We start from the raw sequence: 18,662 nt of genomic DNA, 5'->3' as shown, positions 1-18,662 counted from the left end.
GAGGGCGGAGCCTTGCCCAAAATCCAGAGTCATTCATCCTGCAGCAACGAAATCAAGCCGTTTGGGTGAAAGTGCCCACTAACAAGCGCGGTTCTGCTGCCCTTTCTAAAAACAGAAATGCGGGCAGGATAAATTCGCTCAAAATTACCAATAACTCATTTTTAAGTGCGCCAGAGACAAATAAGCCTCTGGCCTTTTGGCATAGGCGAAGTGGCAGCCGCGCACAAGAGCAGCTGGCCATTTGGTGCCCAGGGGGACTCTGGTTGTTGGATGTGCTGGCTGCTTAGCGCACACACGAAAAGTTGTATTTCCATCTACTGCTTAAGGATTTGTAGTGAAAGTTTTAACCGTGTTTGGAACACGTCCGGAAGCCATCAAAATGGCACCATTAGTCCATGCCTTGGCAGAGGACTCTCGTTTTGAAGCAAGGGTATGCGTAACGGCTCAGCATCGTGAGATGCTGGATCAAGTACTGGACCTGTTTGAGATCAAGCCAGATTACGATCTGAACATCATGAAACCCGGTCAGGATCTCACCGACGTCACCTGCGGGATCCTGCAAGGCCTCAAGCCCGTCCTGGCTGACTTCCAACCGGACTATGTCCTTGTTCATGGAGATACAGCGACCACGCTCTCCACAACTTTAGCCGCCTACTATCAACAGACGAAAGTTGGCCATGTGGAAGCGGGCCTGCGCACCGGCAACGTCTACTCCCCCTGGCCGGAAGAGGGCAATCGTAAACTCACCGGAGCGCTGGCCAATCTGCACTTTGCGCCGACGGCAACGTCCAAGCAGAACCTGCTGGCTGAGAACACATCAGAGCATCGCATCCTGGTTACCGGCAATACGGTGATTGATGCGCTGTTGAGCGTGAAAGCAAAGTTTGAAACCGATGGCGACCTCGCCAATGAGATGGCGGCCCGTTTCCCCATGCTGAGCAGCGACAGACGCCTGGTATTGGTAACTGGCCACCGTCGTGAAAGCTTTGGCGGTGGATTTGAGCGGATCTGCCAGGCCATTGCCGATATGGCCAAAGCCTTCCCTGATGTGGATTATCTCTACCCGGTACATCTCAACCCGAACGTACGAGAGCCGGTTAACCGCCTGCTGACCGGACTTGAGAATGTGCACTTAATTGAACCTCAAGATTACCTGCCCTTTGTTTACCTGATGAACCGGGCCCATATCATCCTCACGGACTCCGGCGGTATTCAGGAAGAAGCGCCGTCTTTGGGCAAGCCCGTACTGGTGATGCGCGATACCACAGAGCGGCCGGAAGCCGTTGAGGCGGGGACGGTCAAACTGGTCGGCACCGACGTGGACAAGATTGTCACCGGCCTGACGCTATTGCTGACCGACGATGCGGCCTATCAGCAGATGAGCTTTGCGCATAACCCCTATGGCGACGGTAAAGCCTGCAAGCGGATCCTTGATGCGCTGACCCAGCAATCCGCTTAAGCCTCGCAACACCCAATTCTGACCCAATTCTGATTTACAAAAGGACAAGGACATTATGTCTTTTGAAACCATTTCCGTTATTGGCCTGGGCTATATCGGCCTGCCTACGGCTGCCATGTTTGCCTCCCGCAAGAAAAAAGTGATCGGCGTCGATATCAGCCAGCACGCTGTGGATACCATCAATCGCGGTGAGATCCATATCGTTGAGCCCGATCTGGACATGATCGTCCATGCCGCGGTAACCGAGGGTTATCTTAAAGCAACGACAACCCCGGAGCCCGCCGATGCCTTTTTGATCGCCGTACCCACCCCCTTTAAGCCTACAGAGAAGGGCGCTATCCCAGAGCCCGATCTTTCCTATATCGAGGCTGCCGCCAAAGCGATTGCACCAGTTTTGAAAAAGGGTGACTTGGTGATCTTGGAATCCACCTCTCCGGTTGGTGCTACCGAGCAGATGGCACAGTGGCTGGCTGAGGCACGTACCGATCTTATCTTTCCCCAAGATGCGGCCGATAAGCCGGACGTAAATGTGGCCCATTGCCCGGAGCGGGTATTGCCGGGACATGTGGTTCGCGAGTTGGTGGAGAATGACCGCGTGATCGGCGGCTTGACGCCCCATTGTTCCGAGCGAAGCATCGAACTGTACAAAACCTTTGTTCTTGGCGAGTGTGTCGTCACCAATGCGCGCACTGCAGAGATGGCCAAACTCACAGAGAACAGCTCCCGTGATGTACAAATTGCCTTTGCCAACGAGTTGTCCATTATCTGCGACAAACTGGATATCAATGTATGGGAACTGATCAAACTAGCAAACCGACATCCCCGAGTGAATATCCTGCAACCTGGCCCTGGTGTAGGTGGACACTGCATTGCGGTTGACCCGTGGTTTATCGTGTCAAAGACGCCCGAAGAGGCAAAGCTGATTAAAACGGCTCGCGACGTGAATGATAGTAAATCGGATTGGGTCGTAAATAAGGTGAGGCTGGCAGTTTCTGACGTATTGTCAAATAGTCCAGTTAAAACAGAGCGAGATGTGACCATCGTTTGCTACGGTGCGACTTTTAAAGCAGATATTGATGACCTGAGAGAGAGTCCGGCTTTAAAAGTTGCAGAGCAACTTTCGAGGTGTTTTAAGGGGCACATAGTAATTATTGAACCCAATGTGCCAGAAGGAATAAGTGGTTTTGAGTCATTGCAACACTTAGATGAAGAAGTCACTTCAATGGCGGATATTCATCTCTTACTAGTCGCTCATAAAGAATTTCGAGATATAACTTTCCCTAGGGGTAGTGTGATTTTGGACGTTACAGTTGGCTAGTCTGAGATATTTGTGTGTGATCGTTGCCCCCTCAATGAAAGTTTTGTTGATGCTTTCATCATTGGCACTTGTTAGTCTGTCATTTAAACTTTTAACTGATGATGCGTTTATAGTACTTAACCAATTGATGTTTTGCGTTGGTCTGCACACGTGCATTACTTATAGCGTCCAAGTTAGAATATGGGAAGAACATGGCATTCCTAATTCTGGCATTATGGCTGGGCTGTTAGGTTGCGTACTGGTTTCATTTGCGTATGCCTTTTTGTTTCATACTGACTGGTTTATTTTCTTTATCTCTGTAATATTCATTTATTGCAAGTATATGGATAGACTTTGCTTTAATCTTTTTTTGTCATCTGGTTCTGTCGTTACTGCCTATTTTGTATCACTAGTATTTGTGTTTCTTGAATTATCAACTTTTCTGTTGGCTCAGAGCTCAATTGGTGAATATTATGCAAGATTTATTTTGCCAGGTTCCATAGCCCTTCTTTTTGCCATATTGACTTTACGCTTAGCACATGGAATAAAAGAAACCTCTAGAAAAGTCACTGCAAAAACAGACGGAATAAGCTTTTCTATTCATGCCTTCTTTTTACTCGTTGTCATAATGAGTGACCGTTTTGTTGTTTCATTTATGGCTGGTAGTATTGTTTTTGACATGAAAGTAGTACATTACCTACTGCTTTATTCATATTCTGGTGCTATATATGCGCTGAGCATATCTTACCTTGAAACAAAAAGATCTGATTTTTTCGAAGCTGCAAAAAATGTGGACTCATTGTCTTCCTATATAATTTTGACAAATGGTAAGAACGTCTCATGTTTGATAGTGTGCATTAACATTGCTCTGTCTGTATTGGGCTACTTTGCAATGATTTTCTTCGGCGATGTTGATGGGGTGAAGGCAACAACACTGTTATTTTTCTGGTTTTGCAGTTGTTTGTCATTTTGTGTGTACACACTCATCGCTTACATTCAAATGTATTATTTGTCAAAGAGAATGTTTAGAGTGATTTTCAGGTCATGGCTTTTAGCTTTTACTCTCAAGTTTTCACTTTTTGCTTTTCTTCTTATTGATCTATTTGCAGTTGCTGGACTTGTTTCCGCGATTGTCTGTTTGATTTACCTCATTAAAAAAGGGATGGATAGTGATTTTTGTAGGAAACTCAGCATCGATTCATGTTAGCACTTGGAAGCATTTATATGAAAAGGCTGGATTAAACATTAAAGTTTTTTTTACGATACACAGTGTTAAAGGGGCCTTTAATGTAGAGCACAGAATTAGATTTGTCTCAGATGTTGTTTCATACATACTATTGGCCTTAAAAATTAGACTGAGTACAGGTAGAAACCAACTAATTCATGCACATGGAGCATCGGGATATGGTTTGGCAGCTTTTCTCTCTGGGCGTCAATATATCGTAACTGTATATGGAAGCGAGATACTAGCAAATCATAATTTGGCTTACCGGATAATTGTAAAAACTATATTGAAAAATGCTAGGAAAATCACAACCACCTCTCATGATGCAAAGATGGTAGTGTGCTCGATAATTAGTGAGCATGATAAAGTAGTGATGTTCCATACGGGAGTTGATGGAAACAAGGTCGATAGGGTTATCGATGCTATTTATAATGAGAAAAAGGATGATGAGATAATACTTCTGTCAATGAGAAATTCTGGTAGTCAGTATCGTACCGAGGCAATAATAAACTCTTTCCTTACGGTATCAAATAGCAGCGATGCTAAAATTAGACTACAGGTTCTACAAGGTAACGGGTGTGATAGGTACTTTGATTACTTAATTGAAAAATATAAAGTGGAAAATATTGATTTTATTAGTGGGCTGTTATCTCACGATGAACTGATATCATTAATATATAATGCTGATGTATGTATAAACTTTCCCAAAACAGACCAACTCAGTGCAACCTTGCTAGAAGCTATATACTTGAACAAAAAGGTCGTTACATCCAGACTGAATGCATATGAGGTTTTAACTGATAGTTGCTTAATTGAAAGTCAGATTTACTTCTCGGATGAAGTGAATCTGGCTAAGTCAATAAGCGATGTGTTAAAAATGTCTCACAGTGTAGAAACTGTTTACGGTCGTAGTTTTGTAAGGGATAATTACAGTGTTGAACATGCTGTCAAATATGTGGATAAAATAATTTCCTGAGCTGCTTAATACAAATGTACTATTATCTATCATGTATGATGCGATGTAAGTTGGTTGTCTTACTTCGCCTTCATCGACTTATTTCTCTATTGGTTAGGCTGGTTTTTAGTTGCCAGGTTAGTCCCGGTGCTCGTATTGGTAAAGGTACTAAGCTTGGATATTTGGGAATGGGAGTGGTGATTCATGGTGATGCGGTTATAGGGAGTAATGTCATAATTGGCACCAATGTGACGATTGGTGGAAATTTTGGCAAAGGAGGAGCACCAATTATTGAAGATAATTGCTACATTGCTACTGGTGCGAAAATTCTTGGCCCTGTAATCGTTGGTAAAAACTCAATAGTCGGGGCTAATTCTGTTGTAACAAAAAATGTGCCTCCAAAGAAGATTTATGCTGGTATTCCTTCAAGGTATATAAGAGACGTTAAGTGAAAAACAACTCATCATTATCAGCGAGTTTGATGTATATGCTTTGCGCCGCAATTGCTTTCATCTTATCACTGTTTAGTTGGCATGAGGCGGCAATATCAATTTGTTTGCTGTCATCGATTCTCTATGCACTGCTAATTATTAGGATTAGAAATGGTAATTTAATACAATTGGATTTGGTTTTTTTGATTGTATTTGTTATGTACGCAGTTACCCTTCCTATTAGTTATTTCTTTGGTGGGGCTTCTTATGGCAATGATGAGTTAATTGCGCGAGCACTACTACAATGCCTATTGGCTAACATAGGCATTTCTTTTGGTTTTTTTATCTATTCACTCAGAGGAGAGGTCGTTGAGAATAAAATCCAGCTAGGTGAAGAAATATATTTTGATAAAGATAGGTTGCGTGCTTCTGGATACGTTATTTTTTTCATTGGTGTTTTTTTGTCAGTAGTTGCTATCGCTTACACGGTCGGGTTCTCTGAATATTTTGGGGCTGGTTATGCTGGCAGGGCTTTAATCAAAAGAGATGCTGGGCCAATTGAGTTGGGGCTTTATGTGTCGGTCGTAGGGGTCGTTATATTTTTTGCGGCATACTTGTTGTCAGATAATAATAAGTCGCTCGATTTGATAATTGTCTTGGCGTTTTTGATTTTGTTTTTTGCTTACGTGTCATTTTTGGGAGTGAGAAGGCCTACATTCTTATTGTTGCTTGCTCTTTTTTCAATATATTCAATAGTTAAGAAAAATGTTGGTATAGTGCCACTCTTATCTGTCTTAATTCCGACGTTTTTGTTTTTTGTGACTTTTGCACAGTATCGGCAGGTTATTTCTAGTGAGGGGGTGATTTATGCTCTGGACTATATTGTTGAGAACGCTTCGTTAGAATGGCTAGACTTTTCACAGACAGAGCTGGGCGCACCAATCAAAACTCTTTGTGATATAATTTCTACTGGAGAGCGTCCACTGTTGCTTGGTTTGAGTTATTTGCAGACTGTTCCGTATATATTGCCCAGCTTTATTAATGGCGGCATTGAATCACTTAGTGTTGAGTATACTCATGAGTTTTTTAGTGCCGACTTTATTGCTATCGGCGGAAATATGGGATATTTCCCAGTGACCGAGGCATATGTGAACTTTGGTGCTGTTGGGCCAGTTTTAATTTTTTCTTTGATCTCGTTTTCTTTGGCAAAATTTAACTCGTATGTATATCGAAATATAACCTTTGGTATTTTTGGGGGTATACTTTTGTCTCTTCTCGTTCCTTGGGTTGCATTTTTTATGCGACTTGACTTAGCTTCTTTTTCCAAAGGCTTTTTTTATACTCAGCTTATGCCGTTATCTTTGGCGTGGTTTTATAGCAAGTGCAAATTAACAGCATGACATTTAAGAGCTTGAGGTCATGTGCTGCTTACCTTGTTACGTATGCCAGGCTCGGTCCAGTTAGTATTATTAGAGTCGCTTTATATAAGCTTGCAAAACTTTCTGGTTTGTTAAAGTCAAAGATGAAGGTTCGACGTGTAGTAGGTTGTCGTTATTTTGAAAAAGGTGATAATGTTCACTTGTTTAATCAGGAGTCACTAGTTTGTGCGAGTGAAATTAAATCACTTGGCTGGCTGAGCTCTTGTTGTCATTACTCCGTACCAGATTGGCGTTCATCATGTTTGGGTGATTTTCGGCTCAGTGATGCTGAATCTCATTGGTGTGACATTTCTGACTTCAATCATTCTGGTGATATAAAACTAGTATGGGAATTGTCTAGATTTGATTGGCTTCTGGATTTTTCACGAGTTTATTATTGTTCCGGTGATGAAAGATTTCTGGAGCTCATTAATACGTGGCTGTCTGATTGGGGGAATGTCAATCCAGTAAATCATGGGCCCAACTGGAAGTGTGGGCAGGAGGCGGCTATCCGGGTGATGCATCTGCTGCTCGCCGCGCGTTTGCTGGAACAAATTGATGCGCCACAGCCTGCATTGATAACGATGATCACCCAGCACTTGGAGCGCATCGAACCGACGCTACTCTATGCCATGGGACAGGACAATAATCATGGCACCAGTGAAGCGGCTGCCCTGTTTATCGGTGGCAGTTGGCTCGAGCGACTCGCTGGCACGGATAGCGAATTGATGAAGAAAGCCAAGGAATGGCATAAGAGGGGGCGTTTTTGGTTGGAAAACCGCGCTGACAAGTTGATAGAGCCAGACGGCAGTTTCAGCCAGTATTCGGTGAACTATCACCGTGTCATGCTGGATACCCTGTCACTGTGTGAGGTTTGGCGAAGCGATCTGGAACTGAGTCCATTCTCCGCACGATTTTACCAGCGTGTCTGTGCGGCGACGCATTGGCTACACGCCCTGGTCGATGCCGACAGTGGCGATGCGCCCAATTTGGGGGCCAATGACGGGGCTCGCCTGATCCCTCTGTCGGATACGGATTACCGCGACTACCGGCCATCGGTGCAGTTGGCCGCTGCGCTGTTTTTCAATGCTCGCGCCTACGCGCTGCCGGGTGCTTACGATGAGCCGTTGTTGTGGCTGGGTTTACAGCCCACAGACGTTCTCCCGTCGCCTCAGTCTGAGGTGTTTGATAAAGGGGGCTATGCCGTCTTGAGGCAGGGCAGGGCGATGGCGCTGTTGCGCTACCCGCGTTTTCGTTTTCGGCCCAGCCATGCGGATGCCTTGCATCTGGACTTTTGGTTGAACGGTGAGAATCTCCTGAGGGATGGCGGCACTTACAGTTACAACTGCGATGCCAAGTGGCTTAACTACTTCCCCGGGACGGCATCACATAACACGGTTCAGTTTGACGGGCGTGATCAGATGCCTCGACTGTCCCGTTTCCTCTTTGGTGCCTGGCTCAAGACTCAGCGGCTTAATCCGTTGAGCCGTCATGAGCTGGGCGAGTCGTTTGGTGCGGGCTATCGAGATAACAAGGGTGCTAGGCATTTTCGAAACGTTCATCTCGAAGCGAATCGGCTGACGGTTTGTGACGAGATCGAAGGGTTTGAAAGTTCTGCGGTACTGCGTTGGCGACTGAAGCCGGGAGCCTATCAATTGGATGGGAATTCCTTAATCGGAGAAGGCGTCCGGCTCAGTATCGATGCCACTATGTCAATAAGGCGCATTGAGCTTACTCAAGGATTCGAGTCGCGCTATTACTGGCAAAAAACGGAACTTCCCGTTCTGGAAATTGAATTTGATGAGCCCGGTAAAATAACAACAGAGATTCAATGGGACTGAATTAGATAATAATGAAAATATTGTATTTCCATCAGCATTTCTCGACGCCCAAGGGGTCGACGGGGATCCGCTCCTATGAGATGGCTCGCCGACTGATCCTGGCCGGGCATGAGGTGACCATGGTGTGTGGCTCTTATGGCGGTGGCAACACCGGCCTCACTGCTCCCTTCAAAAACGGTGTCAGGAAGGGGGGTGTCGAAGGGATCAACGTCATTGAGTTTGAATTGGCCTATTCCAATAGCGATGGTTTTCTCAAGCGCTGTGCTTCTTTTTCGAAGTTTGCTCTTCAAAGTATCAAGTTGGCACTGACGGCCCAATACGATTTGGTCTTTGCGACGACCACGCCTTTGACGGCGGCCTTGCCCGGGATCGCGGCTCGGTGGTTGCGGAACAAGCCTTTTGTGTTTGAGGTGCGCGATCTTTGGCCTGAATTACCCCGTGAGATGGGCGTGATCAAGAACCCTGTTGTACTGGCGATGATGGGTGCCCTGGAATGGGCTGCGTATAAGAGTGCCCACAGGCTCGTGGCCTTATCGCCGGGGATCCAGAAAGGGATTGAAAGGCATGGTATTCCGGCTGAGCGGATCGCCATGATCCCCAATGGCTGTGATCTCTCCATTTTTGCTGATGAGTCCGTCAAACCGTGGCGCCCGAAGGGCGTTATGGCCAGAGATCTGATGGCGGTGTTTACCGGTACGCATGGCATGGCGAATGGGCTGGATGCGGTTCTGGATGCGGCGCATGAGCTTAAGCGGCGGAACGTTGAAGAGATCAAGTTGGTCCTGGTTGGTCAGGGAAAGCTGAAGCCACAACTGCAACAGCGCGCCTCTGAGCAGGGGCTTGATAATGTGATTTTTCACCCTCCGGTTGATAAAGCCAAGTTATCGGGATTGATGGCGTCGGCCGATGTTGGCATGCAGTGCTTGGCCAATGTTCCAGCATTTTACTTTGGCACTTCACCCAACAAGTTCTTTGACTATATCGCCTCGGGTCTGCCTGTCTTGAATAACTATCCGGGGTGGCTGGCTGAGATGATTGATGAACATCAATGCGGTGTCGCGGTTGCGCCGGAAGAGCCGAGTGCCTTTGCCGATGCCCTAATTACCATGAATCAGCAGCGGGGGCAGTTGCCCGCGATGGGGGCGAATGCACGTGCATTGGCTCAGCGTCAGTTTGATAGAAATACTCTGGCAAGGGAGTTTGTTGCCTGGATTGAGCTGGCAGGGAGAGAGAAGGGTGTTGAAGCGACTGTTTGATGTTCTCGTTTCGGCCATGGCGCTCGTTGTGCTTTGTCCGGTGATCGTAATTGTTGCGGTACAAATAGCCAGAAAGCTAGGCACGCCAGTCTTATTTCAGCAGGTTCGTCCGGGACTGAAGGGTAAGCCTTTTACCATGGTGAAGTTCCGCACGATGCGGGATGCCAGGGATAAAGCCGGTAACCCCTTGCCGGATGAGCAGCGCATGACGCCCTTTGGTCATTTCCTGCGTTCGACCAGCCTGGATGAGTTGCCGGAGCTTTGGAATGTGCTCAAGGGAGATATGAGCCTGGTGGGGCCGCGCCCCCTGTTGATGGATTATCTGCCACTGTACAGCGAGGAGCAGGCCCGGCGTCACGAGGTTCGGCCTGGGGTGACGGGTTGGGCGCAGATCAATGGACGCAATGCCATCAGCTGGGAAGAGAAATTTAAGTTGGATGTCTGGTACGTGGACAACCGCTCCCTCTGGTTGGATATCAAGATACTGTTTTTAACGGTTAAGAAGGTTGTTGTGCGGGAGGGGATCTCGGGTGCAGACGAGGCGACCATGGCCCGTTTTGAAGGTACGAAGGGGACACAGGGAGAGCAATGTTGAATCAGTTGCATCTGGTTAAGGATGGGTCACAACCCAAAGGCGCGAAACGACGTTTGTTTATTGTCGGTGCCGGGGGGCACGGCAAGGTGGTTGCGGATACGGCAGAGTTGGCCGGTTGGGGCGAGGTGCTGATGGTGGATGACCGTTACCCGAGCGTGCAGCGCTCGGGTCAGTGGCCCGTGGTGGGCACCTTTGCCGACTTGCCGACCCTGCTCGGCCCTGAGGATGGACTGATCATTGCCATCGGCAATAACCAGACACGGCATCGCTTGCTGGCTGTTGTGCGAGAGCGGGGATATCGGCTGGTTAATCTGGTTCACCCCAGCGCCACCATTAGCCGTTATGCCCATCTGGGCGAAGGAAGTGTGGTGTTTGCCGGTGCGGTGATCAATGCCGATGCTCAGGTTGGTCGGGGTTGCATCATCAATACAGCGGCGACCGTCGACCATGATTGTGTGATTGACGATGCGGCCCATATCAGCCCCGGGGTGCACCTGGCCGGAGGCGTCCACGTCGGTGAAGCCTGCTGGGTGGGCATTGGTGCCGTGGTTCGTGAGTTGATCTCCATCGGTGCAAATACCGTGATTGGCGCCGGCGCGGCCGTTGTCAAAGATATTAAAGGGCACCAAACCGTTATTGGTGTGCCCGCTCGATAATTAGAGCTTTCCTATGTTAAATACCGAATTTTCCCCTTGGCCCTGTTTCACTCAGGAAGAAGCCGAGGCGACTCAGCGTGTCCTGCTGTCCAATAAAGTCAATTATTGGACGGGGCAAGAGGGGCGCGAATTTGAAAAAGAGTTTGCCGAATATACCGATAGCCAATACGCCATTGCTGTGGCAAACGGCACCCTGGCGCTGGATCTGGCGCTGCTTGGTTTAGGGATTGGAAAGGGTGATGAGGTCATTGTCACCTCACGTACTTTTCTTGCGTCGGCCAGCAGTATCGTGTCCTGCGGTGCGGTGCCGGTTTTTGCCGATGTGTGTGCCGACAGCCAGAACATTACTGCCGATTCCATCCGTGAGGTGCTCACTGAGAACACTCGGGCGATCCTTTGTGTGCATCTGGCGGGTTGGCCCTGTGATATGGACCCCATCATGGCACTGGCACAGGAGCGCGGACTGTATGTAATCGAGGATTGTGCCCAGGCCCATGGAGCGCGCTATCGAGGGCGTTCGGTAGGCTCCATTGGCCATGTCGCGGCCTGGTCCTTCTGTCAGGACAAGATCATGACTACAGGCGGTGAAGGCGGCATGGTGACCTGTAACGACGAGGCGCTGTGGAAACGGATGTGGTCTTACAAAGACCACGGCAAGTCCTGGGATGCCGTGTATGAACGCGAGCATCCGCCGGGATTTCGCTGGGTCCATGAAAGCTTTGGCACCAACTGGCGCCTGACTGAGATGCAGTCTGCCATTGGCCGTATTCAGTTACGGCGCATGCCCGAGTGGACCCAAAAGCGTCGGGCCAATGCCGAGGCGATTGATGCGATAGGCCGGGAGTTTGCCTGTATCCGTCAGATCCAGATACCTGCAGGGATCGAGCATGGCCACTATAAGCACTACCTGTTCGTCGAGCCCCAACGGCTTCGCCCTGAGTGGAGTCGAGACCGCATCATCGAGGCGATTAGCCAGCGGGGCGTGCCCTGTATGCAGGGCTCCTGCTCCGAGGTGTACCTGGAAAAGGCGTTTGATGATACCGGATGGCGCCCTGAGCGAGCCCTGTCGGTTGCGAAGAGATTGGGGGAAACCAGCCTGATGTTCCTGGTGCACCCGACCCTGACCGAGGCACAGATGCAAAAGACGCAGAGGGTGTTGGCCGAGGTGCTGTCTCAGGCCAGCTTGTGATATCGGCCTGATTTCTCAGCTCTCACTGCCTTGTTCCTTGTTCTTTGTTCCTTGTTCCTTGTTCCTTGTTTTTTCCTGCTCTTTTCTTCAGAGCGATGACACGGATTGTGTCAGCGGCCCTTTGGGCTTTTCTCTTTTTCATAGCAAGCGTGGATTGCTTTGAGCACTTCGCGGCCTTGCCAATTCTTCACAGTAATATTCGATGCAACGTATTAACGACTCTAAGCATTGCCATCAAATAAGGGATTATGATGTTAGATGCAATTTTTGCTTTACCGCGCTTTTATAAGCGTACCGTAAGCGTGATTGCGGACGTCAGTTTGCTCTTCGCGGCCTTCTATCTGGCGCTGGTGTTGCGCATGGGCACCTTTGATGTGTCGATCACCTCGACGCAGTTCCTTACTGCGCTCTTTTGTATCGCGATCTCCATTCTTATTTTTGGTCAGTTGGGGCTGTATCGCGCGATCCTGCGCTATATCGGCTTTAAACCGATGCGGGCGATTTTTGTCGGCAGCCTGGCCTCGGCGCTGACCCTGGTACTCCTTGAGCAGTTTTTTGTCAGTCGGTTACCGGACTCTGTTCCGGTGATCTACTGGGCGCTGGCGACCCTGTTCTGTGGCATGCCCCGGCTGCTGGTGCGTTCGCTTATCACCGAGCGCAACAGCCACACTAAGGAGACGGTGCTCGTATACGGGGCCGGGAGTGCCGGTCGTCAGCTGGTCTCTTCGTTGCGCCACGGCCATCATTATCGTCCCGTTGCCTTCGTGGATGACAAGCAGGAGTTGCATGGCAAGAGTGTGTCCGATCTTTATGTCCACTCCATGGCCAGCCTGGAGGAGCTGATCGGGATCCACCGGGTGCGTAAGGTGCTGCTGGCCATTCCCAGTGCCTCCCGTTGTCGCCGTAAGGAGATCATCGAGCGGCTGGACAGCTTCCCCGTTGAGGTGCTGACCATGCCGGGATTGGCGGATGTGTTGTCCGGCAAGACCACCATCGACGATCTCCATGAGGTGGAGATCGACGATCTGCTGGGGCGGGATCCGGTGACGCCTAAGCGGGGGTTGATGCAGGCCAACAATACGGGCAAGTCGGTTATGGTGACTGGCGCCGGGGGCTCCATCGGCGCGGAGATGTGTCGACAGATCGCCGCCCTCTCCCCGGCCACCCTGGTGTTGTTTGAGCAGTCGGAATATGGGCTCTACGCCATTCACCGTGAGCTGAAAGAGATGGTTGAGCGCTCCTGCCTGGATGTCGAGCTGGTCGCCGTGCTTGGCTCTGTTCAGGACTTTGAGCGGGTGTCCGAAGTGATGCGCACCTTTGCGGTCGAGACGGTCTACCATGCCGCCGCCTACAAGCACGTGCCGATCGTCGAGGAGAACGTGATTGAGGGGGTGCGCAACAACCTGTTTGGCACTTGGCGGACGGCGGAGGCGGCCATCGCCTCCGGGGTGGAAACCTTTGTGCTGATCTCGACCGATAAGGCCGTGCGGCCCACAAATACCATGGGGGCCACCAAGCGACTGGCGGAATTGGCGCTGCAAGCCCTGGCGCTGCGTCAGTCGGGCACCCGGTTTTCCATGGTGCGCTTTGGCAATGTGTTGGGTTCTTCCGGCTCCGTGGTGCCGCTGTTTCGTCAGCAGATCCAGGCCGGTGGGCCCATTACCGTGACCCACCCGGAGATCACACGCTACTTCATGACCATTCCCGAGGCAGCTCAACTGGTGATCCAGGCCGGAGCCCTGGGCAAGGGGGGGGATGTGTTTGTCCTGGATATGGGAGAGCCTGTGGTGATCGCCGATCTGGCGAGAAAGATGGTGAGCCTGTCTGGCTTGTCCATTAAGGATGAGAGCAACCCCAATGGGGATATCGAGGTGCGCTTTACCGGTCTTCGGCCCGGGGAGAAGCTCTATGAAGAGTTGCTGATCGGCGAAGGCAATATTCGCACGACGCCCCATCCTCGCATCATGACGGCCAAGGAGGCGTACCTGGAGTGGGAGGCGATGAGCCTGCTGCTGGGCAAACTCGATGAAGCCTGCATTGCCGCCGATCTGTCCGCCGTCCGTCGACTCATCCTGAGTGCGCCAACAGGTTTTCAGCCCAGGGACGGGATCTGTGATCTCATCTGGACCTCGACGGCGCAACTGCCTCAGGCCGAACCCCTGAGCGCGTGAATCATTCTTCTGCACGTCAGTCGTGACGACAACGCTTTGCGGCGCAAGGCGATGCATTCCAATTTGTTGCGGCCGCGTTGCCCGACACTTTTTTCACTCCAATATCAATGCATTGATGTGTCAGTGAGGAAACTGCTGAATCATCTTTTATGACGCAGTGGCTTCCGCTATCATTTATCGGCTTGATTTTATGGATAAATTGCAATTTACGGTAGCAAGAGTGCTACCGACTCCTCCCACCGTCGGACGCCGATGGCGGAGCAGGTTTAAGCTAAAGGAACTTCTCTTGAACGGGTTTATTACCTCAGTCAGAGCGCCCCTCCTGGGCCTGGCTGTATTGGCCATGTCCGGCTGCGCCATCCCTGGCTCGCACATCTCTCCTGAATCCTCCAGTGAGTTGTCTCAATCCGTCGCCAACCTGCAGGTGCAGATGGTGACCCCGGAGTTGCTGACTCAGCTTCACACGCCCTGGGTACCCCAGCGTCGCAATGCCGAGCTGGATCGCCAACTGCAGGAATACGATTATCGGGTTGGTGCTGGCGATGTGTTGAACATTACCGTTTGGGACCACCCCGAGCTGACCATTCCGGCGGGCTCCTATCGCAGCGCCCAGGATGCCGGGAACTGGGTGCACAGCGATGGCACCATCTTCTACCCCTATGTGGGGACGGTAAAAGTCACGGGCCTGAGCGTGACGGAGATCCGTGACATCATCGCCAGCAAGCTCAGCAAGTATATCGAGGAGCCCCAGGTGGACGTCTCCGTGGCGGCGTTTCGCTCCCAGCGGGTCTATGTGACCGGCGAGGTAAAAGCACCGGGCCAGCAGGCGATCACCAATGTGCCCCTGACGGTGCTGGATGCGGTAAACAACGCCAAAGGCCTGGAGCAGGAGGCGGACTGGCGTCATGTGGTGTTGACCCGCGATGGCCAGGACATTCGTCTTTCGCTGAAGTCCCTGTTCGAGCTGGGCGACTTGAGCCAGAACCATCTGCTGAAACATAACGATGTGATCCATGTGCCCCGCAACGACTTTCAGAAGGTATTTGTACTGGGGGAGGTGGGCCAGCCTAAGCCTGTGATGATCCAGCGTGCCGGATTGACCCTGGCGGAAGCCCTGGCGGAAGTGGGTGGCCTGAACGAGGGGCAGGCCAATGCCAGTGGGGTCTTCGTGGTGCGGGCCAACCGGTTGGAGAGCGAAGCCTTTGCCAGTGTTTACCAGATCGATGTACGGGATGCCCGGGCCTATGTGTACGCCGACCAGTTTGAGCTGCAGGCGCGGGATCTGGTGTACGTCACGGCCCAGCCGCTGTCTCGCTGGAACCGGGTGCTGAACCAGCTGCTGCCCACCATTACGGCGTTGTACCAGTCGACCCGCACCGTCTCCGAGTTTCAGGATCTCTAATGAAGTTTGACAATATTCTGGTGGTTTGTGTCGGCAACATCTGCCGCTCCCCCACCGCCGAGGCCATGTTGAAGTCCCTCTACCCGGGGAAAGCCGTGCACAGTGCCGGGGTGAGTGCCCTGGTGGGCAAGCCGGTGGATCCTCAGGCGGCGGCCCTGTTGGCGCAAGCCGGGCTCGAACATCAACAGCATGCGGCTCGCCAACTCACTCCTGAACTGGCCCGGGAGGCGGATCTGATCCTGGTGATGGAGCCGGGCCATATCGCGGCGGTGGACAACATCGCCCCCTTTGCCCATGGCAAGGTGTTTTTGCTGGGCAAGTGGCTGCAGGACTTGGCAATTCCAGATCCCTATCGGCAGTCCGATGAAGCCTTTACCCATGTGTATGGGTTGATGGAACAAGCCTGCCGTAGCTGGAGCAAGGTGCTCGGCTAGCAGGCACGTCGGTGGATGCATCGAGACAGAATTAGATTACCCGGCGTTTGGCCGGGATTGGATGGATAGGTAATGACCGCCAATAACGAAAGCAGAATAACGATTAAAGCGCCACAGCAACCGGAAGTGATTGATCTGGGAAAGGTTGTTGGCTTACTGATGGATGGCTGGAAAGTCATGGCCCTGATCACAGGGCTCGTCCTGGCGCTGGGTACCAGCTATGCGTTGCTGGCTACGCCGGAGTACCAGGCCAGTGCCCTGGTCCAGGTCGAGAAGAAGGCCACGGGGATCCCCGGTCTGTCAGAGATGTCCGACATGTTTGCGTCGGAAAGCGAAGCGGTCACGGAGATTGAGCTGCTCAAGTCCCGCATGGTGCTTGGCCAGGTGGTGGACGCGCTGGAGCTGACCGTCGTCGCCACCCCCAACCGCCTGCCCCTGGTGGGCAATTTCCTGGCCCGGCGCAATGTTGGTAGCGAGCCGACGCAGTGGCTAGGCTACGGATTGGGCGGTGAGCAGATCCAGGTTGCACAATTTGAGGTGCCAACCAGCCTGATAGAACAAACCCTGTCGCTGCATGCGCTGGGCGAGGGCGACTTTCGCCTGACGCTGAATGGTGAGTTGCTGCTTCAGGGACAGGTCGGCGAGCCGGTGGAAGCCGCCGGTATTCGATTGCTGGTTAGCCAGCTGGACGCCGCGCCGGGAACGCATTTTTCTTTGCAGAAACGGGATCGTAATGCCGTGGTGGCCGAACTGCGGGCAAACCTCTCCGTCAGCGAGCGGGGCCGTAACTCGGGGATATTGGCACTGGGCTATCGTGGCGAGTCGCGTGCCGAGATTGAGCGGATCCTCGATCATGTTGCCGATTACTATCTGCTGCAGAACGTCAAGCGGATGTCGGCCCAGGCGGAAAACAGCCTGGAGTTCTTGCAGAGTAATCTGCCCCAGGTTAAGGGCGAGCTGGAGCAGGCGGAAGAGGCGCTGAATCGCTTCCAGAGCCAGATGCGCACCGTTGATATGAGCCTGGAGACTCAGGCCGTGCTGCGTCAGGTGGTGGAGTATGAGAAGCGCCTGAACGATCTCAACATCAAGGAGACGGAGATCCAGCAGCTCTATACCCGCTCGCACCCCGTTTACCAGGCGCTGATCAAACAACGGGAGAGCCTGGAGTCCCAGAAGCAGGCGTTGACGACGGAGATCGAGGGGCTGCCGGAAGTGCAGCAAACCCTGCTGCGTCTGCGCCGGGATGTGGAAGTGGCGCAAACCCTCTATCTGCAGCTGCTTAACCGGGCGCAGGAGCTTTCCATCGTTAAGGCCAGCACCGTTGGCACGGTGCGGATCATCGACTCCGCCGTGGCACTGCCCAGGGCCATTGCACCGAAGAAGCCGATGATTGTGGCGCTCTCCATGGTGCTGGGGCTGATGGCCTCGGTCACCTTTGTTCTGGTGCGGGCGGCGTTCAACCGGGGGGTCGAGACCCCGGAGCAGCTCGAGGAGATTGGGCTGTCTGTCTATGCGACGGTGCCCAAGTCCGAGCATGAAGTGCGACTGGAGCAAAAGCAGGCCAAGCTGACGATGGCACAGCGCCTCAACGGTGGCCATGCCCTGCTGGCGGTGGACAACCCGGCGGATCTCACCATCGAGGCCCTGCGCAGCCTGCGTACCAGCTTGCACTTTGCCATGTTGGAAGCTTCGAACAATGTCCTGATGATCTCCGGCCCCTCTCCGTCCGTGGGTAAGAGTTTTATCTCCGCCAACCTGGGGGCTGTGCTGGCTGCCGGTGGCCAGAAGGTGTTGGTGATTGATGGGGATATGCGCAAGGGCTATATGCAGCGCATCTTTGGGGCGAAGTGGGATAATGGCCTGTCTGATTACTTGGCGGGCCGTGCGACCCGTGAGCAGGCGGTACGTGCCACTCCGGTAGAGAACCTTGACTTTATCCCCAGAGGCCAGGTGCCGCCCAACCCGGCGGAGCTGTTGATGCTGCCCAAGTTCCGCGAGCTGATGGCGTGGGCCTCTGAACACTACGATCTGGTGATCATCGATACGCCGCCGATCTTGGCGGTGACGGATGCGGCCATCGTCGGGGCCGTTGCCGGGACCTCCATCCTGGTGGTGCAGCATCAGACTAACCCCATCAAGGAGATTGACTACTCGGTGCAGCGTTTTGCCGCCAGTGGTATTCCGATCAAGGGGGTGATCTTGAATCAGATGGTGAAGTCCCGCGCCAGTGCCTATGGCAGCGGCGCGTACGGTTACTACCAGTACGATTACAAAAGTAAGTAACACGCTGCCATGAATGCAGCATGGGAAAAGCCGGGCTCGCCATCATGCGA

At 51.8% G+C, this 18,662-nt stretch carries 15 protein-coding genes; all 15 read left to right on the top strand.

Annotated features, from left to right (window positions below):
- The first annotated feature begins 334 nt into the window (after positions 1-334).
- Entirely contained in the window at positions 335-1,459 is a 1,125-nt protein-coding gene (wecB, locus tag AC2D8U_RS02935; protein WP_484617543.1) for a non-hydrolyzing UDP-N-acetylglucosamine 2-epimerase, read from the top strand.
- A 55-nt stretch (positions 1,460-1,514) separates the two neighbouring features.
- Complete coding sequence (gene wecC / locus AC2D8U_RS02930; protein ID WP_484617542.1) at positions 1,515-2,777, top strand: UDP-N-acetyl-D-mannosamine dehydrogenase; 1,263 nt, start codon at positions 1,515-1,517, stop codon at positions 2,775-2,777.
- Between the two features lie 16 nt (positions 2,778-2,793).
- Positions 2,794-3,963, top strand: coding sequence for a hypothetical protein (locus AC2D8U_RS02925; RefSeq protein ID WP_484617541.1), 1,170 nt, complete (start codon positions 2,794-2,796; stop codon positions 3,961-3,963).
- Positions 3,926-4,957 (top strand): glycosyltransferase, encoded by a 1,032-nt coding sequence (locus AC2D8U_RS02920; RefSeq protein WP_484617540.1) that lies wholly within the window; start codon positions 3,926-3,928, stop codon positions 4,955-4,957. The genes AC2D8U_RS02925 and AC2D8U_RS02920 overlap by 38 nt, the downstream gene beginning before the upstream one ends.
- 167 nt (positions 4,958-5,124) lie before the next feature.
- A complete protein-coding gene (locus AC2D8U_RS02915) occupies positions 5,125-5,388 on the top strand; it encodes a serine O-acetyltransferase (protein WP_484617539.1) in 264 nt (87 codons plus the stop codon).
- Positions 5,385-6,767, top strand: coding sequence for an O-antigen polymerase (locus AC2D8U_RS02910; protein WP_484617538.1), 1,383 nt, complete (start codon positions 5,385-5,387; stop codon positions 6,765-6,767). Before AC2D8U_RS02915 ends, AC2D8U_RS02910 begins: the two co-directional genes overlap by 4 nt.
- 122 nt (positions 6,768-6,889) lie before the next feature.
- Positions 6,890-8,626, top strand: coding sequence for a heparinase II/III family protein (locus AC2D8U_RS02905; RefSeq protein WP_484617537.1), 1,737 nt, complete (start codon positions 6,890-6,892; stop codon positions 8,624-8,626).
- A gap of 11 nt (positions 8,627-8,637) precedes the next feature.
- A complete protein-coding gene (locus AC2D8U_RS02900) occupies positions 8,638-9,882 on the top strand; it encodes a glycosyltransferase family 4 protein (protein ID WP_484617536.1) in 1,245 nt (414 codons plus the stop codon).
- A complete protein-coding gene (locus AC2D8U_RS02895) occupies positions 9,866-10,477 on the top strand; it encodes a sugar transferase (RefSeq protein ID WP_484617703.1) in 612 nt (203 codons plus the stop codon). The genes AC2D8U_RS02900 and AC2D8U_RS02895 overlap by 17 nt, the downstream gene beginning before the upstream one ends.
- Positions 10,471-11,133 carry an acetyltransferase gene (locus tag AC2D8U_RS02890; protein WP_484617535.1) on the top strand — a complete coding sequence of 221 codons (663 nt, stop codon included), beginning with the start codon at positions 10,471-10,473 and terminating at the stop codon, positions 11,131-11,133. The genes AC2D8U_RS02895 and AC2D8U_RS02890 overlap by 7 nt, the downstream gene beginning before the upstream one ends.
- 13 nt (positions 11,134-11,146) lie before the next feature.
- Positions 11,147-12,322: a DegT/DnrJ/EryC1/StrS family aminotransferase gene (locus tag AC2D8U_RS02885; protein ID WP_484617534.1), complete on the top strand. Its 1,176-nt coding sequence runs from the start codon at positions 11,147-11,149 to the stop codon at positions 12,320-12,322.
- Between the two features lie 251 nt (positions 12,323-12,573).
- Positions 12,574-14,493 (top strand): polysaccharide biosynthesis protein, encoded by a 1,920-nt coding sequence (locus AC2D8U_RS02880; protein WP_484617533.1) that lies wholly within the window; start codon positions 12,574-12,576, stop codon positions 14,491-14,493.
- A gap of 286 nt (positions 14,494-14,779) precedes the next feature.
- Positions 14,780-15,895 carry a polysaccharide export protein gene (locus tag AC2D8U_RS02875; RefSeq protein WP_484617532.1) on the top strand — a complete coding sequence of 372 codons (1,116 nt, stop codon included), beginning with the start codon at positions 14,780-14,782 and terminating at the stop codon, positions 15,893-15,895.
- Positions 15,895-16,329, top strand: a complete 435-nt coding sequence (locus AC2D8U_RS02870) for an arsenate reductase/protein-tyrosine-phosphatase family protein (protein ID WP_484617531.1) — start codon at positions 15,895-15,897, stop codon at positions 16,327-16,329. The genes AC2D8U_RS02875 and AC2D8U_RS02870 overlap by 1 nt, the downstream gene beginning before the upstream one ends.
- Before the next feature lie 72 nt (positions 16,330-16,401).
- Positions 16,402-18,612 (top strand): polysaccharide biosynthesis tyrosine autokinase, encoded by a 2,211-nt coding sequence (locus tag AC2D8U_RS02865; RefSeq protein WP_484617530.1) that lies wholly within the window; start codon positions 16,402-16,404, stop codon positions 18,610-18,612.
- Positions 18,613-18,662: the final 50 nt, after the last annotated feature.

The organism is Ferrimonas sp. YIN67, assembly GCF_057219095.1.
The sequence above is the reverse complement of the archived record's forward strand: the minus strand, read 5'-3'. Positions and strand labels throughout refer to the sequence as shown.

What these genes read in the sequence shown, in the direction of transcription:
- wecC (WP_484617542.1), top strand. Translation starts at nt 1,515, where the DNA reads ATGTCTTTTGAAACCATTTCCGTTATTGGCCTGGGCTATATCGGCCTG.
- AC2D8U_RS02915 (WP_484617539.1), top strand. Translation starts at nt 5,125, where the DNA reads ATGGGAGTGGTGATTCATGGTGATGCGGTTATAGGGAGTAATGTCATA.
- AC2D8U_RS02905 (WP_484617537.1), top strand. Translation starts at nt 6,890, where the DNA reads ATGAAGGTTCGACGTGTAGTAGGTTGTCGTTATTTTGAAAAAGGTGAT.
- AC2D8U_RS02900 (WP_484617536.1), top strand. Translation starts at nt 8,638, where the DNA reads ATGAAAATATTGTATTTCCATCAGCATTTCTCGACGCCCAAGGGGTCG.
- AC2D8U_RS02890 (WP_484617535.1), top strand. Translation starts at nt 10,471, where the DNA reads ATGTTGAATCAGTTGCATCTGGTTAAGGATGGGTCACAACCCAAAGGC.
- AC2D8U_RS02885 (WP_484617534.1), top strand. Translation starts at nt 11,147, where the DNA reads ATGTTAAATACCGAATTTTCCCCTTGGCCCTGTTTCACTCAGGAAGAA.
- AC2D8U_RS02880 (WP_484617533.1), top strand. Translation starts at nt 12,574, where the DNA reads ATGTTAGATGCAATTTTTGCTTTACCGCGCTTTTATAAGCGTACCGTA.
- AC2D8U_RS02870 (WP_484617531.1), top strand. Translation starts at nt 15,895, where the DNA reads ATGAAGTTTGACAATATTCTGGTGGTTTGTGTCGGCAACATCTGCCGC.
- AC2D8U_RS02865 (WP_484617530.1), top strand. Translation starts at nt 16,402, where the DNA reads ATGACCGCCAATAACGAAAGCAGAATAACGATTAAAGCGCCACAGCAA.